The following is a 20,639-nucleotide window of genomic DNA, read 5'->3' as shown; positions in this document are numbered from 1 at the left end:
TTATAGGCTTCCTGTCGATTTTATGCTTTCTTGGTTGGTCTGCCTGAATGTTTAGACGTAAAAAAGCCCGCCATTATCGGTAATAGCGGGCTTGCTCTTGGTTATTCGTCAAAGTCGGGCGGGGCTTCTCCCATCAAAACATAGAATCGGCTTGCAACGCCGTTGCGTTTGCGCTGGTGTTGCCATCTGCCGTTGTCGGCTTTTTTTAACCATTGGCGATCATGTAGGACTTCACACGCTTTACGCGGGCTATATCCCTTACAGACTTCATCTTCAAAGACTACGGGGATTATCCAATACTCATCTATGCTTCCCTCTTGTTTCCGATAACCTGTGTGATTTTGGTTTGTGGTTTGGGCGTTCCAGTCTGAAAAGCGCATAGATAGGGCGTTAACGTCCATGAAAGCGATTACTTGCTCAATAATTCGGCGGTCTTCGCGGTTTCCTGTGCCGTTTTCTTCAAGCCATTCATTGAAACACTGCTTTACTCCTGCCTCTCCTGCTCCTTGTCTCATGCCGGTAATAGGCGCGGCATATTCCAAGACAGCGGCCAAGAGGGCAAAGCGGCGGGCAATTCTTCGCGCCTGTCCTTCCATTGGCGGCAAGGCTTCAAGGAATTGGTCGCGGCGGGCTTCTACGGCTTGGGCGGCGGCTTCTTTTCCGTCTTTGAGGATTTGACGGATAAGGGCGCGCCCTGCTGTTCCTCGCTGCTTGGCTGTGGCTTGGTTGATATGCTCCGACAGTTTTGCGCCATCTGTGAAGCCGTGCAACGTGTCGTAAATGCCGTATCTTGCCATTGCCTGTATATCAGGTAACCTAACATGATTACCCGCTTTCCATTGGGCGCGGTCTCCTATCAAGCTCTCTGGGTTTATTTCGCCGGTTGAAAGTATCAGATTGCGCCATGTTTTCTGCCTACGGTTGCCGCCATCTTTCGCCCCTTGTGTTTTTGATACGCCGTTGATTACGCTATAAACCATTTGCGGGATTTTTCGCGGGTCGGCTGTTTGGCCGATTTCATCTAACACCAGCAAGCCATCATTACGGGCTAAAGCTAAATTCTGCAAGCCAAGCGGTGTAGTATCCCAATTTCCTTTAGTGGTTTCAGGGTCGCCCCATACGCTCAAGGCAAGCCGCGCGGCGGTTGTTTTGCCTCTTGATGAATCGCCCGCCAAATGGAAACCGCCTCCCTCTTCGTTCAAAAGTGCCAAGAATGGCGCGGCCATGCTTAAACCTAGTGCCAGGCATAGGCGGCTATTGTTTTCTGCGTATCGCGCGGCCTGCTCCTGCCATTCCTTGAGGCTGCCTTTTTCTGTGTAACCGTCTTTTTGGCTGGTGTCTCCGTTGTATAGAATGTTTGTGCCGTCTGCGTTAACGGCTTCCCCGCCTGCCAGTATGTAGGCTTCCCCGTTCCAGCCGGCGCGGTCGGTAATGGTAAAGGCTGCCGGGCTTCCCTCTTTCTGCAAATAGTCTGCCAGCTTTTCCCTTTTTACCCGCCCGCTCATGATGGTTAATCCGTAACTCTGCAAACGCTGCCAGCCTTGAACTGTGCCGATTTCCGCTTGTGGCAGGGCGGCGGTCTTTTGTTGGCGTGTGATTTTGTCTTTAAACTTGATAATCCGATAATACGCGCCGTCGTTGTCCTGCCCCGTGCCGATAATGTCGATAGGGTCAGAAAGGAATTGCGGCTCTGCTTCGATAATATCTCCGTCTTTGTCGGTTCTAACGTTTACCCACCATACGCCCCGATTGTCGATTTCAAAGTGAGGGCGCGGGCGGAATGGCTCGATATTCTCAAGGTTGTAGTCTTTGGTGCTTTCCTGCTTTGCTGTTTCGGTATTTTTCATGCTGTCTGTCCTCCGAAATGATTGTCTGATCGCTTTTTCTCGTTCAGTTCGTCCAGTGCGTCATAGCCTGGCGTTTCACTCTGCCATATGCTCGCCTTGATTCCCTGCTTAATGGCTCGCATTGCCAAGTCATAAGCAGCTCTGTAACCAACGGGGCGGGGCGTGTCGTTATCGGCAATAATCGCAATTTCTTTTATACCGTTCAAAAAGTGAAAATTTGCCATGCTGTTTGCGCTCAAGGCCGCGTATAAGCCCCAATCGTAAGCCTTGTACAATTCACGGGCGGCAAGGGCGGTTTCTATTCCCTCTGCAATGACAAGACGGCCATTTTCAGGAATCGGGAACAAGTGGACGGCTTGCCCTGAAATGCTGCCTTGCTTACGGTTTCGCATTTTCTTGGCCGGTAATGCTTCGCCCGTTCCAGGGTGTTTGATTGCCAGTTTCTGATAGCGCGGGGCGTGTAGTCCGTCCTCTCCGCATGGTTTGTCATAGCTAGGCTGTAAATAGGTCAGGTGTAAGCCTTGTAGCTCCTCGTCCATATCGCGGATAGCGCAAACCATACACGGGAAACTGCCAAGCAAAAGCGGCTTATCTTCTCCTGTTGTCCAATAGTCTTTTTCAGGTAGAAAACGGACGTTTTCGGGTAAATGCGCCATGTCCAAACCGCGTGATTTCAGATACTGGATAACAGGGGAATCAGGGCGGATAGGTTCTGTGCTTCTCCATAATGCGGCCAGTTTCTCGATTTGGTCTTTTTCGGGGCGTGGCTGCGCTTGTGGGCGTTTTGGCGGTATCGGCAAGGGGTCTGTATTGTCCATGCCTAAAACGCCTGAAACCTGCTTTAAGGCCGTCTGAAAGTCGCATTGCAAATAGTGCATTACCAAGCCTAAACCATCGCCCGCGCCGTTGTTGTAATGGCTGCAAATGAATGTGCCGTTTCCGTCTTTGTCGTCATATCTGAAACGGTCTTTCCCTCCACACGCGGGGCAGGGCTGGTGTTTGTTTTTCAGGTATCGCGGGTCTATGCCGATAGCGGCGTGGATTTCCTGCCAGCGGTATTGCGCGGCGGCTCTGATTTCTTTGCATGTCGGTTTCATTTTCCTACCTCCTCGAATCTGTCCATAGCTTCGCGGGCTATGGCTGATACGGTATGAATCGCCTTTTTTTGGCTTGCTCCGTCATTCACAATCAGCAAGATAGTGCTTACAACGTCCACCGCTGCGATTGCCTTTTCTTTGCTGTTTAGTTGGTTTGCCAGTTTCTCCGTGATGGTTTTCATTGCTCTGCCTCCTCTGATACTGGCTCTAAAACAATTCCGGCGGTTGGGTCTGTTTCCCATATCGCGGGCGTTTCCTGCTCTAGTTGCTCCGTGTCGGCGTGGGCGGGCTGGTTACAGGCTCGGACTACCAAAGCCAAAAGCAACACCCAAAACACCAGCAAGGCGCGGTTAAGATACCGGCGGAAACGGTCGGATTTATTGGTCTGTTTCATGGTTTTATCCTTTGCTCTGCCTCCAGTATTTCAAAACACGAATCTAATAAAATCAATATGTTATGAAAACACTGGGGCGAAGTTTGCCCTATGCCGTCTGAAATAGGCGGCATGGCGGTTTAGGTTTTACGGGGTTTGGGGTTTATTTCGCGCCGCGTGTTTGGCTGTGGATTTGGCTGGAGATTTCGTCATTCAAATTCGCTGCCGTTTCAAACAGGCTGAAAGGGTGAAGCTCTGCCAGCGTCTCTACCTCGTTCTTGGCGGCTTTGATGAGTTTTCGGACGGTTAAAGAGAAGGTTTGTTGGTCGATAGCCATATCGGTCAGGATTTCGGCTGCGTCTAGGATGGCGGCAAGGTTTTCGGCGGCGCGGTCTGCGTAAAAGCAGGCGTCTGCTGCGTTGTTTGCCAGCTCGCGAGGAATGGTTACCGTTTGGGCTTGATTTTGAATGGTTTGGATTTGGGTAGAAATGGAAGATTGCATTTGAAATGCTCCTAGTTGTTTTGAGATTTGAGAATGCCCGAAAAGGGGGCGGTGCTCTCTCCTGCAACTAGTCAGGCGTGGCCGTTACCGTTACCACACACCGCCATAAACTTTGATATGCCGTCCAAAGCCTGTGAATAGGCTTCAAACGCCATAAGAGAAAATGGCGATAAAAAAATCCCGCAAGCCGTGCGGAATTTCGGCTAGTTGTTTTAGAGAGAGACTTAATTCTGCTTCTCAAAGCTCAATCTGTCAAATGGTTTTTTACAGGATTGGGCGATTTAACATTAGATTCTGTCCAATGCTGTAATAAGAATGACGGCATAGCACGTCTTGTCAGTGTCCTTACCTGTAACGGCGGCAATGTCTGCAAGTGTTACCGCCTCCCATTTGCCCCTATGTGTCTTAAGGGCTAAGTCCAAAATTGCCTTTTTCTCTTCCTCTGTGAGTGATTCCACAATCGAAGATACATAACTTTTCGGCTTTTCCTGTATTTCCGCCTCTGCCTTGATTTCCGCTTTATCCACTAATAAGCCAAGCATTTTTGCCTTGCCCATCGTGGCCGATACTGCCGCGCTGCTTTGCGGTGTAGGGGCTGCCAGTGCCGCCGCCCGTGCCTGCTCCAGTTCGTGTAACAGATCGTCCACCGTTACCGCATGGCGTTGCCGTGCCTCTGCCTTGAGGCCATCTACCATCGCGGAAATATCGGGGTCTTGAAGCAGCTTATAGGCTTCATTCGTTACCGTTTCGGGCTTCATGTTGTCGGCGTTGTAGGCTTGCCGGTATGCTTCGCTTGCATTACCCGTTTCTACATACAGGCGGGCAAATTGTTCTTGCTTTGGTGTCATGTCCTTACTCCTTTCAAAAAGCCGCCCAATAGCTTTTTTCTGCTTTTAGGCGGCTGTTTGGGTGTTGCTACTTCAAGCTATTGGAAACCGCTTCTTTTTCTTTCTCCATGTCTTCTGTGATGTCGAAAATAGCGTTTTCATTTCCGCCCGTGTAGTCCATCATGTTGAAGAAGCCGGGCAAACGTAAATCAATGATTCGATTCGGCATAGATTCCCCATAGGTCGGACAATCAGGCCGCAAACCGTTTTCATGAAGACTCGTTCTCATTTCAACGGCGGCCTTACCGATTCCTGCCAGTTTCGCGGCGGCTTTGGCATAGGCGCGGGCGGCCTCCAAATATTCAGGCAAGTGGGTCTCTTCAATACCGGCAATAAACATTTCATAGCGGGAAACGGCCAGCAAATTGCGAAGCTCTGAAATGCGGTTCAGATGTTGGCGGCGGTCACTAAACAGGCTTTCCAACAGTTCTTTTTGTACTTCTAGCACATCGGCGGCGCGGTCTGCCTCTTCTCGTTTGGCGGCAATCTCTGAATCAAGCTCTTTGGCTTCTTCGGTGTTTGTGGGTTTGCCCATTTTCAATAAATTGGCAAATATGCCTTTGCGCTTGCTTCTCAGCCCCGCAAATTCATTGATTACCGCTTCCGCCTCTGAAACACCGGCTTCCGCCGCTTCAATTTGGGCGGTCAGTTCACTGCATTTGTCCTCTTCTTCTTTTAGTAACTTTTGACGGGTCTCAAAGGCTGTTTTGATAAATTCAATATTCATATCTAAAGCTCCTGATTTAATTGATTAATACAAACCGTCCACGCTTCACGGTTTCGCCGAATTGGTTTGTTACTTCTTCCATCACGGTTATGATTTCATGCCCCGCTCTGCGAAGCTCCATAATGCGTGAGTTATAGCCAAGTATGCCCATCTGTGCCAGCTCATGATGTAACGCTCCCTTTTCTCAATCGGGCTAAAATGCGCTCTCTTTGGCTTGGCGTTTTAGGCTTGTGGTTGGTATAATCAGTTTTCATCAGATTTTTCCTCCGTGCCGTCTGAATAGCCCTCTATTCAGGCGGTTTTATTTTGTCTAAAGGGATAGATTCCCGCTGATTCTTCGCGCGTGCGCGTATTGCTCAGAAAACTCCTACTCTTCACGTTTGGCGGCCAGTTTGTTGAGATACTCTTCAATCTCACTGGAAAGCCAGCCAGTAATGTTGTCTGAAAGTTTGATAGGCTTAGGAAAATCAGGGCGGTGATGGCGGCTCTTAGGGTTTGCCCAATTCCAGATAGTCGCTCGTGAAACGCCCATAACGCGGGCGGTATCGTTTACTCGTAATACAGTATTCATATGCTTTGCCTTTCTTAGTCGGGGTTATATGACAGGTAAAATAATAGCCGCCTCTGTGGGCGGCTGTATCGGCAAAAATTACAATGTCGTATTGAATTTTTGCTGTGCATATAACTATAATTTAAGACTAAAACTTGCTCCGCATATTTCATACGGGGAACATGAAAATTTGCGGTTACTTATTTAGTTCATTTCTAATTGCTTTAAGCGATTTGATGTATCTGTTAATAGTATCATCTGAAACTAACTCGTCATTCATTAAGTTGGCTAATTCAGTTATTGCAGAAACTGGTGACCGTGAACTTAAATGCTTATCCAGTTTAAGCAGGCTGCCTGTAACTCGTTTTGCTGTAACGTTTTTTGTGTCTTGTTGCTTTAATACAATCTCTAACAAATTAGGGGCAATTAAATATTCCTCTGCTTCATTTTCTTCTTGTTGTAGGTATTGTTCTTTCAGCCTCCTTAAAATCCCAATGCCTGACCCGGTAATTCCTTGTTGTTGTAAATAACGTTTCAGTATATCTCGTTGTTTTAATAACTCTATTTGATGTTTTTGCAGATATTTGGCTGCTCTCTTCGCTTCGGCTGTTGTTATGGTTGGTTCAAATTCATTCTGTGCCATCACTAGAATTGAACTTAAAACCGTTCTAGCAGACATTCCATCAAACCACTGGCAATCTAGCAGATTTACATAACGCCAATTCCTACCTCGTGAATCGGTAGGATGTGCAAACCATTCATTAGCTAAATCCCTTATAAATTCTTCAAGCGATTTCCCTTTATTTTGATGTTCTGTTTTCCAAAATTTGACTGCTTTTTTATGATAAATTTTAAAATGTGGAAGTTCCCCAAAGTGTTTAAAAACCTTACATTCTATGATTTCACGCCAAAATTTATCAAATTTCTTAGCTTCTTCTAAAAGTACAGCAAATAGGGCTTCTTCTGTATTAATTTCTTCTCCGTCTAAGTCTTTTCTAAAAGATATACCAGACACCCTAATGATATTATCAAGACAGCCTAAAAACTCTACATAATCTGATTTATCAATCATTTTCTTTGCTCCATCGGTGTAATGTGTGGGCGACTATTTCAAACATTCTTAAAAGGGTTTAAAAGCTTCACGCCTCTATACTCAAATCTACCGGCTGCCGTTTCGTGTTGATCCGTGCCGGTGTCTCAAGCTCTATGTTTCCAACGTCCAGGCGGTCAAACGAAAGCAAAACATCTAATGCACTGTATTTCATAGGGTTAATTTCTTTCTGTATAAAATGGTAACCAGTGGTAACCAGTTGGTAACCAGTAAATTTACGTTAACTGGTTACCGCTTTTTCTTTGTATTTATATTTATATTCATATAGTTATATTTGTTAAATTTTGTGGTAACCAGTGTAACCAGTATATTTACTCACGCGCATAGGGAATTTTTAATCTGCCTTGTCTTTTTGAATCATCTGTAATGCCTGGTTGTATCGCTCCCGCAAATAGTCGCTATACCATTGCATAAACTCGATACGCTGGGGCATATAATCGGCTTGGTAGGCGTATGAATCCTTTATCTTGTTTTCTTCAACGTGGGCAAGCTGTATTTCGATTGCGCCCCCGTTAAAGTTGTTCTCATAAAGCAGACTACTTGCTACTGCTCTGAAGCCATGCGGCGTTGCTCTGCCTTTATAGCCTAGTTTCTCGTTAATGATCTTGCCTAGCGTGTTCTCGCTGATATGGCGGTTTACGTTGGTTCTACTTGGAAACATAAACCGGCTATGCCCTGTCAGGGTGTGTAACTCTTGAAGTAGCTCTATCGCCCAATCAGAAAGAGGAACACATAAAGCGGGCTTTGGCTTCATCTTTTCGTGCTTCATTCTTTCGGCGGGGATAATCCAACGCTTGTTTTTAAAGTCCACTTCTTGCCATTGGCCGCCGCGTAATTCGTTATTTCTCACAAACACCAGCATAACCAGCATGATGGCAATTTTGTTTTGCCGCTCTATATTGTTTGCCAGTATCAGGCGGCGGTAAAACTCCGGCAATTCTTCACGGGGTAGGGCGGGCTTGTGTTTGGTGGGTAAATTAGGAATGTGATTTTTCAACAGGCGGGCGGGGTTGTTTTCTGATATTTCCAACATGGCAGAATAATCAAAAACCGCCCCGATCCAGCCCCTGATTTTATCGGCGGTATCAGTAACGCCCCTTGTCATAATGTCATCTAGCAGGTTCTTGATATGGATTACCTTGATTTCATTAACGGGCATTTCTCCAATGACTGGGAAAACGTCATTTTCTAAATAACGCATGATCCGCTCTGCGTGATGTTCTTTCCAGCGTGGCAAATTGTCCTTGTGCCATTGCTTGGCTAAATGCTCAAAAGTATTTAACAAGGCGGCTTGTTGGGCTGCTTTGGCTTCCTGTTTGGCTTTGCTGGGGTCTTGCCCTTGTGCAATCATGCGGCGGGCGTTTTCGGCGGCTTGGCGGGCTTCTACCAATGAGAAAGCAGGATATTTCCCGATAGTGAGTGTTTTCTCTTTACCGGCGAAACGGTATTTCAGGCGGAATACTTTTCCGCCCGCTGGGGTAACTTCAAGATATAGGCCGCCCCCGTCAAATAACTTGGCTTTCTTTCCAGTATCAGACGGCTTGGCAGCTTTGATTTGGCGGTCGTTCAGGGGCATTGGGGGTATGTTTTTAGGGGGTATTGATAGATTCCCCGAATCATACCCCCATCTTTTGCTTTATTCAATTATATGGCATTGGGGGTATTTAGACACTTGGCAAGGGGTATATTGACCTGAAAGCCTTGCCAGTATTGAATCTTGATTACTGTGTTAGATTTGATTAGACAAAAAAATAACCCCTGAAAGGGGTTGAGTGGTGCGGACGGAGAGACTCGAACTCTCACACCTTGCGGCGCCAGAACCTAAATCTGGTGCGTCTACCAATTTCGCCACGTCCGCACTAATTTGAATCGTGGATTATACACAAGATTAATGGGGGCGCAAAGTCTTGTTTGCTTGAATTTTTCGGTTTATCCCTTATATAATGTTTTATTCCGGCCGTCTGAAAGCAGGGTTTGTTTTCAGACGGCCTCAACTTTACTATTGGTGAGGAAGGGCAGATGCCTGCTTTATTGATTAAAGATTTTTTGCAGACGCAAGGTTTGAAGTTGCCGGCGGATGAGATACATGTTGCTTATTTGACTGCCCAGACTGTGATTAAAATGGGCAATGCTTCGGTTGAGCGTTCGATTTTGTGGCCGTCTGAAGACGGTTGGCAGTTGGCGGATTATGTTGATGCCGAACATGAATTGTTGCTGAAACAGATTTTTATGGCTTTGGATTCAGTTGCCGAGCGCACTGAGCATTTGAAAAGCGCAGCGGTTTATACAGCATTTCCGAAAGATGGCGCGTTGTCGCTGGTTCGACTGAGCCGTTGGGGCATGCCATTGGAAAATGTGATTCCAATCGACGAGCAGGCCGGACAGGCTTTTTTGGCTGTGCGTACGGCGCAAAGCGGTTGGATGAATGTTTGTCAGAATGTGGCGTATTGGCAGGAAATTGGTGAATTGTCGACCGAACGCAATCATCCCGGTTTGAGTCAGATTTCTGTTCCTGTCTGTATGCCCAGCGGTGCGGTTTTGGGTGTGGTACATGCTGAGTTTGATGTCAAAGACGGCGCGCCTGACGAAGTATTGGTGGCTTGGATTGCCCTTGCCTTGGCTCTGTCGGATTCTTTGAAAAATCTGTTGGGCGTGGCTGAAAACGAGGAAGCGGAAAATGAGTAACGCCTTAAAGTTTGTTGCGTCATGCCGTTTGCCTACGGAATGGGGCGAATTTACCATGCACGGCTTTGAAGAAGAGGGCGGTCAGGAACATGTCGCATTGACAATGGGCGATGTTTCAGACGGCCTGCCTGTGTTGTCGCGTATTCATTCCGAGTGCTTGACCGGCGATGCTTTATTTTCGGTAAAATGTGATTGCGGTCCTCAGTTGCAAGCGGCGATGCAGGCTGTTCAGAAAGAAGGGCGTGGCGTTATCGTATATTTGCGCCAAGAAGGCAGGGGCATTGGTTTGATAAACAAAATCCGTGCGTATCGTCTGCAAGATCAAGGTTTGGATACGGTTGAGGCTAATGTAGCGCTTGGCCTTCCTGTTGATGCTCGCGACTTCACTTTGGCCAAGCAGATTTATGATTATCTGCATATTCGTGAAGTTAGGTTGTTGACCAATAATCCTGAAAAAATCCAAACGTTGAAAGATTCCGGCATTAATGTGGTCGAACGGATTGCATTACATGTCGGCGAAAATGTGGAAAATGAACGTTATCTGCATACTAAAGCGGATAAATTGGGACATTTGATTTTCGATTAATGGATAGGCATAACAGTGTTGTTTGCGGTTAAATAAAATATTCTATATTCTTTCAATGAGATATATTTTTATTTAAATAAAAACCTTGCGCATGGTCTGATTTTTTGATTTAATGTCGGCTTATCGGGTGATTAGCTCAGTTGGTAGAGCGTCTGCCTTACAAGCAGAATGTCGGCGGTTCGACTCCGTCATCACCCACCAAGTTTCCTTTCATTGTCCCTGACAATGGATGCGCGGTGGTAGCTCAGTTGGTTAGAGTACCGGCCTGTCACGCCGGGGGTCGCGGGTTCGAGCCCCGTCCGCCGCGCCATTATTTAAAAAGCACTGATTATATCAGTGCTTTTTATTTGTCTTAAAGATACAATTAAGTGGCAAAAATAGAAACAGGTAAGTAACAGGATATTGAAAGTTAAATACTGTTTAACCTTAATTTCTGATGATTTTAAAAAAAGGCCGTCTGAAACTTTTAAAGTTTCAGACGGCCTTTAGTCTATTGAAACAATGGATTAAATATCCAATTCTGCCGTATCACCTTCTTTTTCCATCCATGCGCGGCGGGCAGCGGCTTCGCCTTTGCCCATCAGTTTGACGAAGATGTCGCGTGTTTCGTCATCCGCGCCTTCGGGGATTTGTACCTGCAACAGGCGGCGGGTGTCGGGGTGCATGGTGGTGTCTTTGAGCTGGTCGGGGTTCATCTCGCCTAAGCCTTTGAAACGGCTGATGGAATAGGCGGTTTCTTTGACGCCTTCTTTTTGCAGCCGCTCCAAGATGCTGTCGAGTTCGTTTTGGTCGAGGGCGTAGAATTTGCGGGCGGGTTTGCTTTTGCCTTGTGCGTTGACATCGACGCGGAACAGCGGCGGCTGGGCGACGTAGATGTGTCCGTCGGCGACCAGTTTCGGGAAGTGGCGGTAGAACAGGGTCAGCAGTAAAACTTGAATATGAGAGCCGTCCACGTCGGCATCGGACAGGATGGCGATTTTGCCGTAGCGCAGGCCGCTTAAGTCGGGATTGTCGTTGATGCCGTGCGGATCGACGCCGATGGCGACGGAAATGTCGTGGATTTCGGCGTTGCCGAAGAGTTGGTCGGGGTGGACTTCGAAGCTGTTGAGCACTTTGCCGCGCAGGGGCAGGATGGCTTGGGTGGCTTTGTCGCGGGCGAGTTTGGCGGAGCCGCCGGCGGAGTCGCCTTCGACGAGGAAGAGTTCGTTTTCACGGATGTCTTCGCTTTCGCAGTCGGTCAGTTTGCCGGGCAGGACGGCGACACCGCTGCCTTTTTTCTTTTCGATTTTTTTAACCGAACGCATCCGCGCTTGTGCCTGACGGATGGCGAGTTCGGCGATTTTTTTGCCGAAGTCCACGTTTTGGTTCAGCCACAATTCCAAAGGATCACCCGATACGGCGGCAACGAGTTTCAGCGCGTCGCGGTTGGTCAGTTTGTCTTTGGTCTGACCTTGAAATTGCGGATCGAGGACACGGGCGGAGAGGACGAAGGCGGTTTTGCCGAACACGTCGTCGCTTTGCACTTTCACGCCGCGCGGTAAGAGGTTGTGCAGGTTGATGAAGTTGTTGACGGCGTTGAACACGGCTTGTTTCAAGCCTGCTTCGTGCGTGCCGCCCAGCGGGGTGGGGATGAGGTTGACGTAGCTTTCGTTGGCGCACGAGCCTTCTTCCAGCCAAGTCAGGGCAAACGCAGCACCTTCGCCGATGCTGAAATCGCCGTTGTGGTCGTCTGAAATGTAGTTTTCGCAGGAAAACAGCGGTACGGCTTCCTGCGCGTCGGCAATCAGGTCGGTCAGATAGCTTTTCAGACCGTCGGGGTAATGCCAAGTTTGGGTGTGCGCTTCGTCTTCGCCTTTGACCGGGCGGGTCAGGGAAACGCGCACGCCCGGCAGTAGCACGGCCTTAGCGCGCAGCAGGCGTTCGAGTTCGGGAATGCTGTAATTCGGGCTTTCAAAATATTTGCCGTCCGGCCAGACGCGTACTTCGGTGCCGCTGTCTTTGACGGCGCATTTGCCCACTTCCGCCAACGGTTCGACCACGTCGCCGCCGGCAAACACGATGCGGTGGATTTTGCCTTCGCGTTTGACGGTTACCTCAAGGCGGGTGGAGAGGGCGTTGGTGACGGACACGCCCACGCCGTGCAGGCCGCCTGAAAAGGCATACGCGCTGCCACCGTCTTTTTTGTTGAACTTGCCGCCTGCGTGCAGACGGGTAAACACGAGTTCAACCACGGGCACGCCTTCGACAGGGTGCAGCCCGACGGGAATGCCGCGTCCGTTGTCGTGTACGGAAAGCGAACCGTCGTCGTGGATGCGTACGTCGATTTCAGTGGCGAAGCCGCCCAACGCCTCGTCCGCCGCGTTGTCGATGACTTCCTGACAGATATGGGTCGGGCTATCGGTACGGGTGTACATGCCGGGACGTTCTTTGACCGGCTCCAAGCCTTTGAGGACGGTAATGCTGGATTCGCTGTATTGATTGTTTTTAGCCATAGGAATAATGTAAAGGCCGTCTGAAAGGATGAAAAACAACGCTTTCAGACGACCTGAAAGCGTTTGGGTTATAGGTTTTCTATTGGATTGCGACGGATAAAGTCTTCATAGCTTTCTATGCCGCGCAAGAAACGGGAGAGTTCGGTCAATGCGTCCAAATACACGCCGCGCTTGAAGTCGATGACTTCGTCAACCGGCGCCCAGTATTGGTGCCAGCGCCAGCCGTCAAATTCAGGATGATGGCAGGCGCGGAGGTTGACGTCGCTGTCGCGGCCGACCAAGCGCAAAAGATACCAAATCTGTTTTTGTCCGCGATACGAACCGCGCCATTCACGGCGCACCCAATGACTGGGAACGTCATAACGCAACCAGTCGCGCGTACGGCCAACGATTTTGATGTGTTGCGGCAACAGGCCGACTTCTTCGTACAATTCGCGGTACATGGCGGTCTCAGGACTTTCACCCGGCTTGATGCCGCCTTGCGGAAACTGCCATGAATGTTCGCGTACGCGTTTGCCCCAAAAGACTTCGTTACGTTCGTTAATCAGGATAATACCGACATTGGGGCGATAGCCTTCTCTGTCTAACACGGTGTCGCCCTTCATTAAATTCAATCGTGCAATTTTCCCACAAATTGGGCGGTTTTGACAAATCTTGAGGCCGTCTGAATAAGCCCACAGTTTTTTCCAGACGGCATGAAACTGTTTCTGAAAAAATGTTGTTTATGAATAAAACCATAGCTTCAGGCCGTCTGAAAAATGAAATTTTTTTCCGCTTTAAGGTCTTGCATTCAAAAGCTTTTTGCCGTTTAATGCAAACCTTGCTGAATCAAGGGCAAAGGACACATGCCGGCCGCCCCCACAGTTTCCCTTTTGTAAGTGGCATCCGCCACCGCTGCAATATTTTTACCCCCCGAACAAAAGGTCTGAAACCATGAAAAAATCTTTGATGGCGGCGGCAATCTTGAGCCTCGTCTTGACTGCGTGTAGCGGTGGAAAAGAAACCGCCGCAGAATCTTCCGCATCTCAAACTCAAACTTCTTCCTCTCAAACGGATAAACTCAATATCTACAACTGGTCGGATTATGTTGATCCGGCTACGCTGTCTGCGTTTGAAAAAAATACGAATATCAATGTCCGCTACGATTACTACGACAGCAACGAAGCACTGGAAGCCAAGCTGCTGACCGGCAAGTCGGGTTATGACCTGGTTGCACCTTCTATTGCTAATGTCGGCCGTCAGATTAAAGCCGGCGCGTATCAAAAAATCGACAAATCGAAAATTCCCGATTACGCCAACATCGATCCTGATTTGTTAAAAATGATGGAAACCGTCGATCCGGGCAACGAATATGCCGTCCCTTATTTTTGGGGCATCAATACGCTGGCGATTAACAAACAGCAGGTTCAAAAGGCTTTGGGTACGGACAAGCTGCCTGAAAACGAATGGGATTTGGTGTTCAATCCTGAATACACCCAAAAATTGAAAACCTGCGGCATCAGCTATTTTGACAGCGCCATCGAGCAGATTCCTTTGGCTTTGCATTATTTGGGCAAAGATCCGAACAGCGAAAACCCTGATGACATCAAAGCTGCTGTTGAAATGATGAAAAAAGTGCGTCCCGATATCAAACGCTTTACTTCGTCCGGCTATATCGACGATATGGCGGCCGGTAATCTTTGCGTATCGGTAGGCTACGGCGGCGACCTCAATATTGCCAAAACCCGTGCCAAAGAGGCTGGAAACGGCGTCGAAGTCGAAGTATTGGCGCCGAAAAGCGGCGTTGGTATTTGGGTGGATTCGCTGATGATTCCGCGTGATGCGCAAAATGTGGCCAATGCACACAAATACATCAATCACACGCTCAATCCGGAAACAGCGGCTAAAAACGGCAACTATGTGACTTATGCTCCGGCCAGCCGTCCGGCGCGTGATTTGATGGATGAAAAGTACACATCCGATACATCGATTTTCCCGAATAAAGAATTGATGGAAAAAAGTTTCATCGTTTCGCCTAAGTCAACCGATGCGAGCAAACTCAGCGTTCGCCTGTGGCAGGGTTTGAAAGCAGGACGATAATTAAAATTGAAATTTGAATACTCAGGCCGTCTGAAACAGTTTTTCAGACGGCCTGAGTGTTATAATTGTCAACACTTTTCAAATATCCTATCAGGAGAAACAGCGTTATGAACAATTCAGTCATCACCGTCATCGGCAAAGACCGTGTGGGCATTGTGTACGACGTTTCCAAAATTTTAGCGGAAAACCAAATCAATATTCTCAACATCAGCCAACAGCTAATGGACGATTTTTTTACCATGATTATTTTGGTGGATACTTCAAAATGCACCAAATCGCGTCAAGAGGTTTTGGATTTGTTTGCGGAAGAGAGCAAAAAACTCGCGCTTGATATCCGCATGCAAAACGAAGAAATTTTCCAAGCCATGCACCGTATTTAAGTCGGAGGGAGAGCCATGAGTATTCAATCCGGCGAGATTTTAGAAACCGTCAAAATGGTGGCCGACCAGAATTTTGACGTGCGCACCATTACCATCGGCATTGATTTACACGACTGTATCAGCAGCGATATCAATGTGTTGAACCAAAACATTTACAATAAAATCACTACAGTCGGCAAAGACTTGGTGGCGACGGCAAAATATCTGTCTGCCAAATACGGCGTACCGATTGTGAATCAGCGTATTTCCGTTACGCCGATTGCCCAAATCGCGGCGGCCACCCATGCTGATTCTTACGTCAGCGTGGCGCAAACTTTGGATAAAGCTGCCAAAGCCATCGGCGTGTCCTTTATCGGCGGCTTTTCCGCGTTAGTGCAAAAAGGCATGTCTCCTTCGGACGAAGTGCTGATCCGTTCCATTCCTGAAGCAATGAAAACCACCGATATCGTGTGCAGCTCCATCAATATCGGCAGCACGCGTGCCGGTATCAATATGGATGCGGTCAAGCTGGCAGGCGAAACCATCAAACGCACGGCTGAAATCACGCCCGAAGGTTTCAGCTGCGCCAAAATCGTCGTGTTTTGCAATGCAGTGGAAGACAACCCGTTTATGGCGGGCGCGTTTCACGGTTCGGGCGAAGCGGATGCCGTTATCAATGTCGGCGTTTCCGGCCCGGGTGTCGTAAAAGCCGCGTTGGAAAATTCAGATGCAACGACATTGACCGAAGTTGCGGAAGTAGTGAAGAAAACTGCTTTCAAAATTACCCGCGTGGGCGAACTCATCGGCCGCGAAGCTTCAAAAATGCTGAATATCCCATTCGGTATTCTCGACTTGTCGTTGGCACCAACCCCTGCCGTCGGCGACTCGGTGGCGCGCATTCTTGAAGAAATGGGCTTGAGCGTCTGCGGTACGCACGGCACGACGGCGGCTTTGGCATTGCTGAATGATGCCGTGAAAAAAGGCGGCATGATGGCTTCCAGCGCGGTCGGTGGTTTGAGCGGTGCGTTTATTCCTGTTTCGGAAGACGAGGGCATGATTGCGGCTGCTGAAGCCGGTGTGCTGACGCTGGACAAACTCGAAGCCATGACTGCCGTCTGCTCCGTTGGTTTGGACATGATTGCCGTCCCCGGCGATACGCCTGCTCATACCATTTCCGGCATCATCGCCGACGAAGCCGCCATCGGTATGATCAACAGCAAAACCACTGCCGTGCGCATTATTCCGGTAACCGGCAAAACCGTCGGCGATAGCGTTGAGTTCGGCGGCCTGTTGGGCTACGCGCCTGTAATGCCGGTCAAAGAAGGTTCGTGCGAAGTGTTTGTCAACCGAGGCGGCAGAATCCCGGCTCCGGTTCAATCGATGAAAAACTGATTGGATTGATGAATAAAAAAAGGCCGTCTGAAATTGATTTTCAGACGGCCTTTTATGTTCACAGGCTGATTATTTGAACATATTTTTAATAATGCCCATTACGCTGCGGGAAATGGCGTTGGTTACTTGGCGGTTGATTTGGCTGCCGATGGCATCGGCAACGTTGTAGCCCAAACCTTGGCCAGATTTTTTACGTCCGCCGCTCAAGCCGCCGATCAGTCCGCCGAGGATGCCTGGATCGGCATTGGCAGCTTCTTTTTCAGCGGCTTTTTGTGCTTTTTCCTGCTTTTTGGCGGCATTTTCGGCTTCTTTTTCAGCGGCTGCTTGACTGTCTGCTTCGGCCAATGCTTCAAAAGCGGAGTAGTTGTCCACCATGTCTTTATAGGTTGGATACAAATCGTCGTTTTGGAACAAACGGTTGCGCTCTTCTGCGGCAAGCGGGGTCAGGGCGGATTGCGGCGGCAGGATGAGGGCGCGTTCTACCGGCTCAGGCATACCTTTTTCATCAAGGAAGGAAACGAGGGCTTCGCCGACGCCCAGTTCGGCAATCGCTTCGGCAACTTTGATATTTGGGTTGCTGCGGAATGTTTCGGCAGCAGCTTTGACTGCTTTTTGGTCGCGCGGTGTGAAGGCGCGCAGGGCATGTTGTACGCGGTTACCCAGTTGGCCGAGAATGGTATCGGGCAAGTCAAGCGGGTTTTGGGTGACGAAATATACGCCCACGCCTTTGGAACGGATCAGGCGCACGACTTGTTCGATTTGTTCGACCAGCGCATTGGCGGCATTGTCGAACATCAAATGCGCTTCGTCGAAGAACATCACGAATTTTGGTTTGTCCAAATCGCCGACTTCGGGCAGGGTTTCAAACAATTCTGCCAGCATCCACAGCAAAAACGCGCTGTACATACGCGGCGAGCGCATCAGTTTTTCGGAGTTAAGGATGTTGATGATGCCTTTGCCGTTGTCGGTTTGCATCCAGTCTTGCAGGTTGAGGGAAGGTTCGCCGAAGAATTTTTCTGCGCCTTCGTTTTCCAAAGTCAGCAGTTGGCGTTGAATCGCGCCGATACTGGCGGCAGAAACGTTGCCGTATTGCGTGCGGTATTCCGAAGCGTGGTCGGAAACGTGTTTCAACATGCTGCGCAGGTCTTTTAAGTCCAGAATGTGCCAGCCTCTGTCGTCGGCAACTTTAAACACGAGGTTGAGCAGGCCTTCTTGCGTGTCGTTCAGATTCATCAGGCGGGCCAAAAGCATAGGGCCCATTTCTGAAACGGTGACGCGTACGGGAATACCGGTTTCGCCGTAAACATCCCAAAAGCGCACGGGGAAATTTTGCAGCCATTGCTCGCCCAAATCAAACTCGGCAATGCGTTCGCCCACTTTGCCGCTGTTGGCACCGGCTTGCGCGATGCCCGACAAATCGCCTTTGACATCGACCAAGAATACAGGGACGCCTTCGCTGCTGAAGGCTTCTGCCATACGGCGCAGGGTAACGGTTTTACCCGTACCGGTCGCACCGGCAATCAAGCCGTGGCGGTTGGCCATTTTGCCTTGGATTTCGAGCGTTTTCCCGCCGGCACGCGCAATTTGAAATGTAGTCATGATTATTCCTTAGAATCCGTGATGTGAAACAATTTGTTGTCTTAAAAAACAAGCATTTTAACGTTTGCGGCGTGGGGATTCAACCAAGCAAAGTTTCAGACGGCCTTAAGTTTTGCAAAGGTTTTTTTTGCAGTGATTGGACAAGGTTGAAATCTGCTATAATTCCATCCAATCCGCAACCGTCTGACAAGGCGGTTGTTTTCTTTGTTTTTTGAATATTTTTTACGAAAGCGAAAGTCGGAATGACTGCACAACAAGCCCCTTTGGGCGAAAAAACCATGGCCGTGCTGATGGCGATGTTGGTCGCGCTGATGCCGTTTTCTGTCGATGCTTATCTGCCTGCGATTCCCGAAATGGCGAAGTCGCTGGGTTCGGACATCCACCGCATTGAGCAAAGCCTGAGCTTTTTTATGTTTGGCGTGGCGTTTGGTCAGGTGGTCGGCGGTTCGATTTCGGATATTAAAGGCCGCAAACCTGTCGCCTTGGTGGGCTTGAGCATTTACTTTGCCGCCGTTGTCGGTTTGACGATGGTGAATAATGTCGAGCAGCTGTTAAACTTGCGTGCTTTGCAGGCGTTTGGTGCGGGGATGACCGTGGTGATTTCCGGCGCGATGGTGCGCGATTATTATTCCGGACGCAAAGCCGCGCAGATGTTTGCCTTAATCGGTATCATTCTGATGATTGTGCCATTGATGGCGCCGATGATTGGTGCAGGCTTGCAGAATTTGGGCGGCTGGCGCATGATTTTTGGCTTTCTGGCCTGCTATTCGCTGCTGCTTTGGGGTTTGATGTGGTATTTCCTGCCCAAGCCGCACCAAAAAGGCAAAATCAGTATGGACGTGTTCGGTGTGGTGGCAGGCAGGTTTAAACGTGTTTTGAGAACGCGCGCTGCAATGGGCTATCTGTTTTTCCAAGCTTTCAGTTTTGGTTCGATGTTTGCCTTTTTGACCGAATCGTCGTTTGTGTACCAACATCTGTATCATGTTTCACCAAACCAATACGCTTGGATATTTGCGCTTAATATCATTACCATGATGTCGTTTAACCGCGTTACCGCATGGCGTTTGAAAACCGGTACGCATCCGCAAAATATCCTCAAATGGGGCATTATCGTCCAATTTGCCGCCAATCTGCTGATGGTGGTTTTAGTGTTGTCGCTGTCTCTGCCGCCTTTGTGGGCTTTGGTGCCATGCGTGATGTTTTCAGTCGGTACGCAAGGCTTGGTCGGAGCGAACACTCAAGCCTGCTTTATGAGCTATTTCAGCGCAGAGGGCGGCAGTGCAAATGCCGTTTTAGGCGTGTTCCAATCCCTTATCGGCGCATCGGTCGGCATGGCAACGACTTGGCTGCACAATGGTTCCGCCTTGGTGATGGCCGGTATGATGTTGAGCTCTACCGTGTGCGGTATCGTGCTGTTGTGGGTTTGCTCGCATCAGGCTTGGATGGAAAACGATAAAAAAGAATATGTTTAACCTTCAGGTCGTCTGAAAAACGGTTTCAGACGGCCCCAACTTTATATTGAAGAAATTAACCATGAGTACCAGCAAACAACGCCCCATCGGCGTATTCGATTCCGGCGTCGGCGGCTTGACCAACGTCCGCGCCCTGATGGAACGCCTGCCGATGGAAAACATCATCTATTTCGGCGATACCGCACGCGTTCCCTACGGCACCAAATCCCGCGCCACCATCGAAACCTTCGCCATGCAGATTGTCGATTTCCTGCTGGAAAACGATGTCAAAGCACTGGTTATCGCGTGCAACACCATCGCCGCCGTTGCCGGACAGAAAATCCGTCAAAAAGCAGGCAATATGCCCGTATTGGACGTCATCTCCGCCGGTGCAGAAGCCGCTTTGCAAACTACCAAAAATAATCGAATCGGCATTATCGCGACCAATACCACCGTCAACAGCAATGCCTACGCGCGCGCCATCCATTCAAAAAACAACGACACGCTGGTGCGCACACAAGCCGCGCCCCTGCTTGTGCCATTGGTAGAAGAGGGCTGGCTCGATCACGAAGTCACCCGCCTGACCGTGCGCGAATACCTGAAGCCACTCTTGGCTGATGATATCGATACGCTGGTGTTGGGTTGTACCCACTTCCCACTGCTCAAACCGCTTATCGGCCGCGAAGCACAAAACGTCACCTTGGTCGATTCCGCCATCACCACCGCCGAAGCCACCGCCAAAGCCTTGGCGCAAGCAGGTTTACTGAATACAGAAAACGACAACCCGGATTACCGCTTCTACGTCAGTGACATCCCCCTGCGCTTCCGCACCATCGGTGAACGCTTCCTGGGCAGAAGTATGGAACAGATTGAGATGGTAACGTTGGGTTGATTAGAAATAT

21 protein-coding genes, 3 tRNA genes and 1 pseudogene are annotated in these 20,639 nt (G+C 49.1%); 10 read left to right on the top strand and 15 right to left on the bottom strand.

The window, feature by feature from the left end:
- Positions 1-101 precede the first annotated feature (101 nt).
- The 12 genes and pseudogenes from FAH66_RS06375 to FAH66_RS06320 all read right to left on the bottom strand — a co-directional run bounded on the left by FAH66_RS06375 (position 102) and on the right by FAH66_RS06320 (position 8,952).
- Positions 102-1,847, bottom strand: a complete 1,746-nt coding sequence (locus FAH66_RS06375; RefSeq protein WP_137041070.1) for a DUF927 domain-containing protein — start codon at positions 1,845-1,847, stop codon at positions 102-104.
- Positions 1,844-2,944, bottom strand: a complete 1,101-nt coding sequence (locus tag FAH66_RS06370; RefSeq protein WP_137041069.1) for a DUF7146 domain-containing protein — start codon at positions 2,942-2,944, stop codon at positions 1,844-1,846. The genes FAH66_RS06375 and FAH66_RS06370 overlap by 4 nt, the downstream gene beginning before the upstream one ends.
- On the bottom strand, positions 2,941-3,126 hold the full coding sequence (locus FAH66_RS06365) for a polyribonucleotide nucleotidyltransferase (protein ID WP_137041068.1): 186 nt from the start codon (positions 3,124-3,126) through the stop codon (positions 2,941-2,943). Before FAH66_RS06365 ends, FAH66_RS06370 begins: the two co-directional genes overlap by 4 nt.
- Positions 3,123-3,338 carry a hypothetical protein gene (locus tag FAH66_RS06360; RefSeq protein WP_049351938.1) on the bottom strand — a complete coding sequence of 72 codons (216 nt, stop codon included), beginning with the start codon at positions 3,336-3,338 and terminating at the stop codon, positions 3,123-3,125. The genes FAH66_RS06365 and FAH66_RS06360 overlap by 4 nt, the downstream gene beginning before the upstream one ends.
- 142 nt (positions 3,339-3,480) lie before the next feature.
- Complete coding sequence (locus FAH66_RS06355; protein WP_137041067.1) at positions 3,481-3,819, bottom strand: hypothetical protein; 339 nt, start codon at positions 3,817-3,819, stop codon at positions 3,481-3,483.
- A 287-nt stretch (positions 3,820-4,106) separates the two neighbouring features.
- A complete protein-coding gene (locus tag FAH66_RS06350) occupies positions 4,107-4,667 on the bottom strand; it encodes a terminase small subunit (protein ID WP_137041066.1) in 561 nt (186 codons plus the stop codon).
- Positions 4,668-4,734: 67 nt separating this feature from the next.
- Complete coding sequence (locus FAH66_RS06345) at positions 4,735-5,433, bottom strand: hypothetical protein (protein ID WP_137041065.1); 699 nt, start codon at positions 5,431-5,433, stop codon at positions 4,735-4,737.
- 16 nt (positions 5,434-5,449) lie between these two features.
- A pseudogene (locus FAH66_RS11220) lies at positions 5,450-5,687 on the bottom strand (helix-turn-helix domain-containing protein).
- 113 nt (positions 5,688-5,800) lie between these two features.
- Positions 5,801-6,004 carry a helix-turn-helix transcriptional regulator gene (locus tag FAH66_RS06335; RefSeq protein ID WP_107738008.1) on the bottom strand — a complete coding sequence of 68 codons (204 nt, stop codon included), beginning with the start codon at positions 6,002-6,004 and terminating at the stop codon, positions 5,801-5,803.
- A gap of 175 nt (positions 6,005-6,179) precedes the next feature.
- Positions 6,180-7,055 carry a hypothetical protein gene (locus FAH66_RS06330; protein WP_137041064.1) on the bottom strand — a complete coding sequence of 292 codons (876 nt, stop codon included), beginning with the start codon at positions 7,053-7,055 and terminating at the stop codon, positions 6,180-6,182.
- Positions 7,056-7,428: 373 nt separating this feature from the next.
- Positions 7,429-8,670: a tyrosine-type recombinase/integrase gene (locus FAH66_RS06325; protein ID WP_137041063.1), complete on the bottom strand. Its 1,242-nt coding sequence runs from the start codon at positions 8,668-8,670 to the stop codon at positions 7,429-7,431.
- A gap of 197 nt (positions 8,671-8,867) precedes the next feature.
- Positions 8,868-8,952, bottom strand: a tRNA-Leu gene (locus tag FAH66_RS06320).
- 161 nt (positions 8,953-9,113) lie between these two features.
- Here FAH66_RS06320 and FAH66_RS06315 point away from each other — a divergent pair.
- The 4 genes from FAH66_RS06315 to FAH66_RS06300 all read left to right on the top strand — a co-directional run bounded on the left by FAH66_RS06315 (position 9,114) and on the right by FAH66_RS06300 (position 10,675).
- Positions 9,114-9,779, top strand: a complete 666-nt coding sequence (locus tag FAH66_RS06315) for a hypothetical protein (RefSeq protein ID WP_167480320.1) — start codon at positions 9,114-9,116, stop codon at positions 9,777-9,779.
- Entirely contained in the window at positions 9,772-10,365 is a 594-nt protein-coding gene (gene ribA / locus FAH66_RS06310) for a GTP cyclohydrolase II (protein WP_003685106.1), read from the top strand. Before FAH66_RS06315 ends, ribA begins: the two co-directional genes overlap by 8 nt.
- A 125-nt stretch (positions 10,366-10,490) precedes the next feature.
- Positions 10,491-10,566 (top strand) — tRNA-Val (locus FAH66_RS06305).
- Positions 10,567-10,598: 32 nt separating this feature from the next.
- Positions 10,599-10,675: transfer RNA gene (locus tag FAH66_RS06300), tRNA-Asp, on the top strand.
- A gap of 196 nt (positions 10,676-10,871) precedes the next feature.
- On the opposite strand, the gene parE is transcribed toward FAH66_RS06300, so the two are convergent.
- Positions 10,872-12,857 carry a DNA topoisomerase IV subunit B gene (parE, locus tag FAH66_RS06295; RefSeq protein WP_137041061.1) on the bottom strand — a complete coding sequence of 662 codons (1,986 nt, stop codon included), beginning with the start codon at positions 12,855-12,857 and terminating at the stop codon, positions 10,872-10,874.
- Between the two features lie 68 nt (positions 12,858-12,925).
- Positions 12,926-13,462: an RNA pyrophosphohydrolase gene (locus tag FAH66_RS06290; RefSeq protein ID WP_004520487.1), complete on the bottom strand. Its 537-nt coding sequence runs from the start codon at positions 13,460-13,462 to the stop codon at positions 12,926-12,928.
- A gap of 119 nt (positions 13,463-13,581) precedes the next feature.
- Between FAH66_RS06290 and FAH66_RS06285 the strand changes: the two genes are divergently transcribed.
- The 4 genes from FAH66_RS06285 (at position 13,582) to FAH66_RS06270 (ending at position 16,687) form a co-directional block, all read left to right on the top strand.
- Positions 13,582-13,794, top strand: coding sequence for a hypothetical protein (locus FAH66_RS06285; RefSeq protein WP_244284886.1), 213 nt, complete (start codon positions 13,582-13,584; stop codon positions 13,792-13,794).
- Positions 13,791-14,936, top strand: a complete 1,146-nt coding sequence (locus tag FAH66_RS06280; RefSeq protein WP_137041059.1) for a polyamine ABC transporter substrate-binding protein — start codon at positions 13,791-13,793, stop codon at positions 14,934-14,936. The genes FAH66_RS06285 and FAH66_RS06280 overlap by 4 nt, the downstream gene beginning before the upstream one ends.
- 107 nt (positions 14,937-15,043) lie before the next feature.
- Entirely contained in the window at positions 15,044-15,316 is a 273-nt protein-coding gene (locus FAH66_RS06275) for an ACT domain-containing protein (protein ID WP_003680574.1), read from the top strand.
- Between the two features lie 15 nt (positions 15,317-15,331).
- A complete protein-coding gene (locus FAH66_RS06270; protein WP_137041058.1) occupies positions 15,332-16,687 on the top strand; it encodes a PFL family protein in 1,356 nt (451 codons plus the stop codon).
- A gap of 69 nt (positions 16,688-16,756) precedes the next feature.
- On the opposite strand, the gene FAH66_RS06265 is transcribed toward FAH66_RS06270, so the two are convergent.
- A complete protein-coding gene (locus tag FAH66_RS06265) occupies positions 16,757-18,286 on the bottom strand; it encodes a helicase HerA-like domain-containing protein (RefSeq protein ID WP_137041057.1) in 1,530 nt (509 codons plus the stop codon).
- 242 nt (positions 18,287-18,528) lie between these two features.
- Between FAH66_RS06265 and FAH66_RS06260 the strand changes: the two genes are divergently transcribed.
- Both FAH66_RS06260 and murI read left to right on the top strand, forming a co-directional pair.
- Positions 18,529-19,758, top strand: coding sequence for a multidrug effflux MFS transporter (locus tag FAH66_RS06260; protein ID WP_137041056.1), 1,230 nt, complete (start codon positions 18,529-18,531; stop codon positions 19,756-19,758).
- A 61-nt stretch (positions 19,759-19,819) separates the two neighbouring features.
- Entirely contained in the window at positions 19,820-20,629 is an 810-nt protein-coding gene (gene murI, locus FAH66_RS06255) for a glutamate racemase (protein ID WP_049331752.1), read from the top strand.
- The last annotated feature ends 10 nt before the right edge of the window (positions 20,630-20,639 follow it).

The organism is Neisseria subflava, from assembly GCF_005221305.1.
Lineage (GTDB): Bacteria > Pseudomonadota > Gammaproteobacteria > Burkholderiales > Neisseriaceae > Neisseria > Neisseria subflava.
Note: the sequence above shows the minus strand (reverse complement) of the source record. Positions and strands in the feature narration are given on the sequence as shown.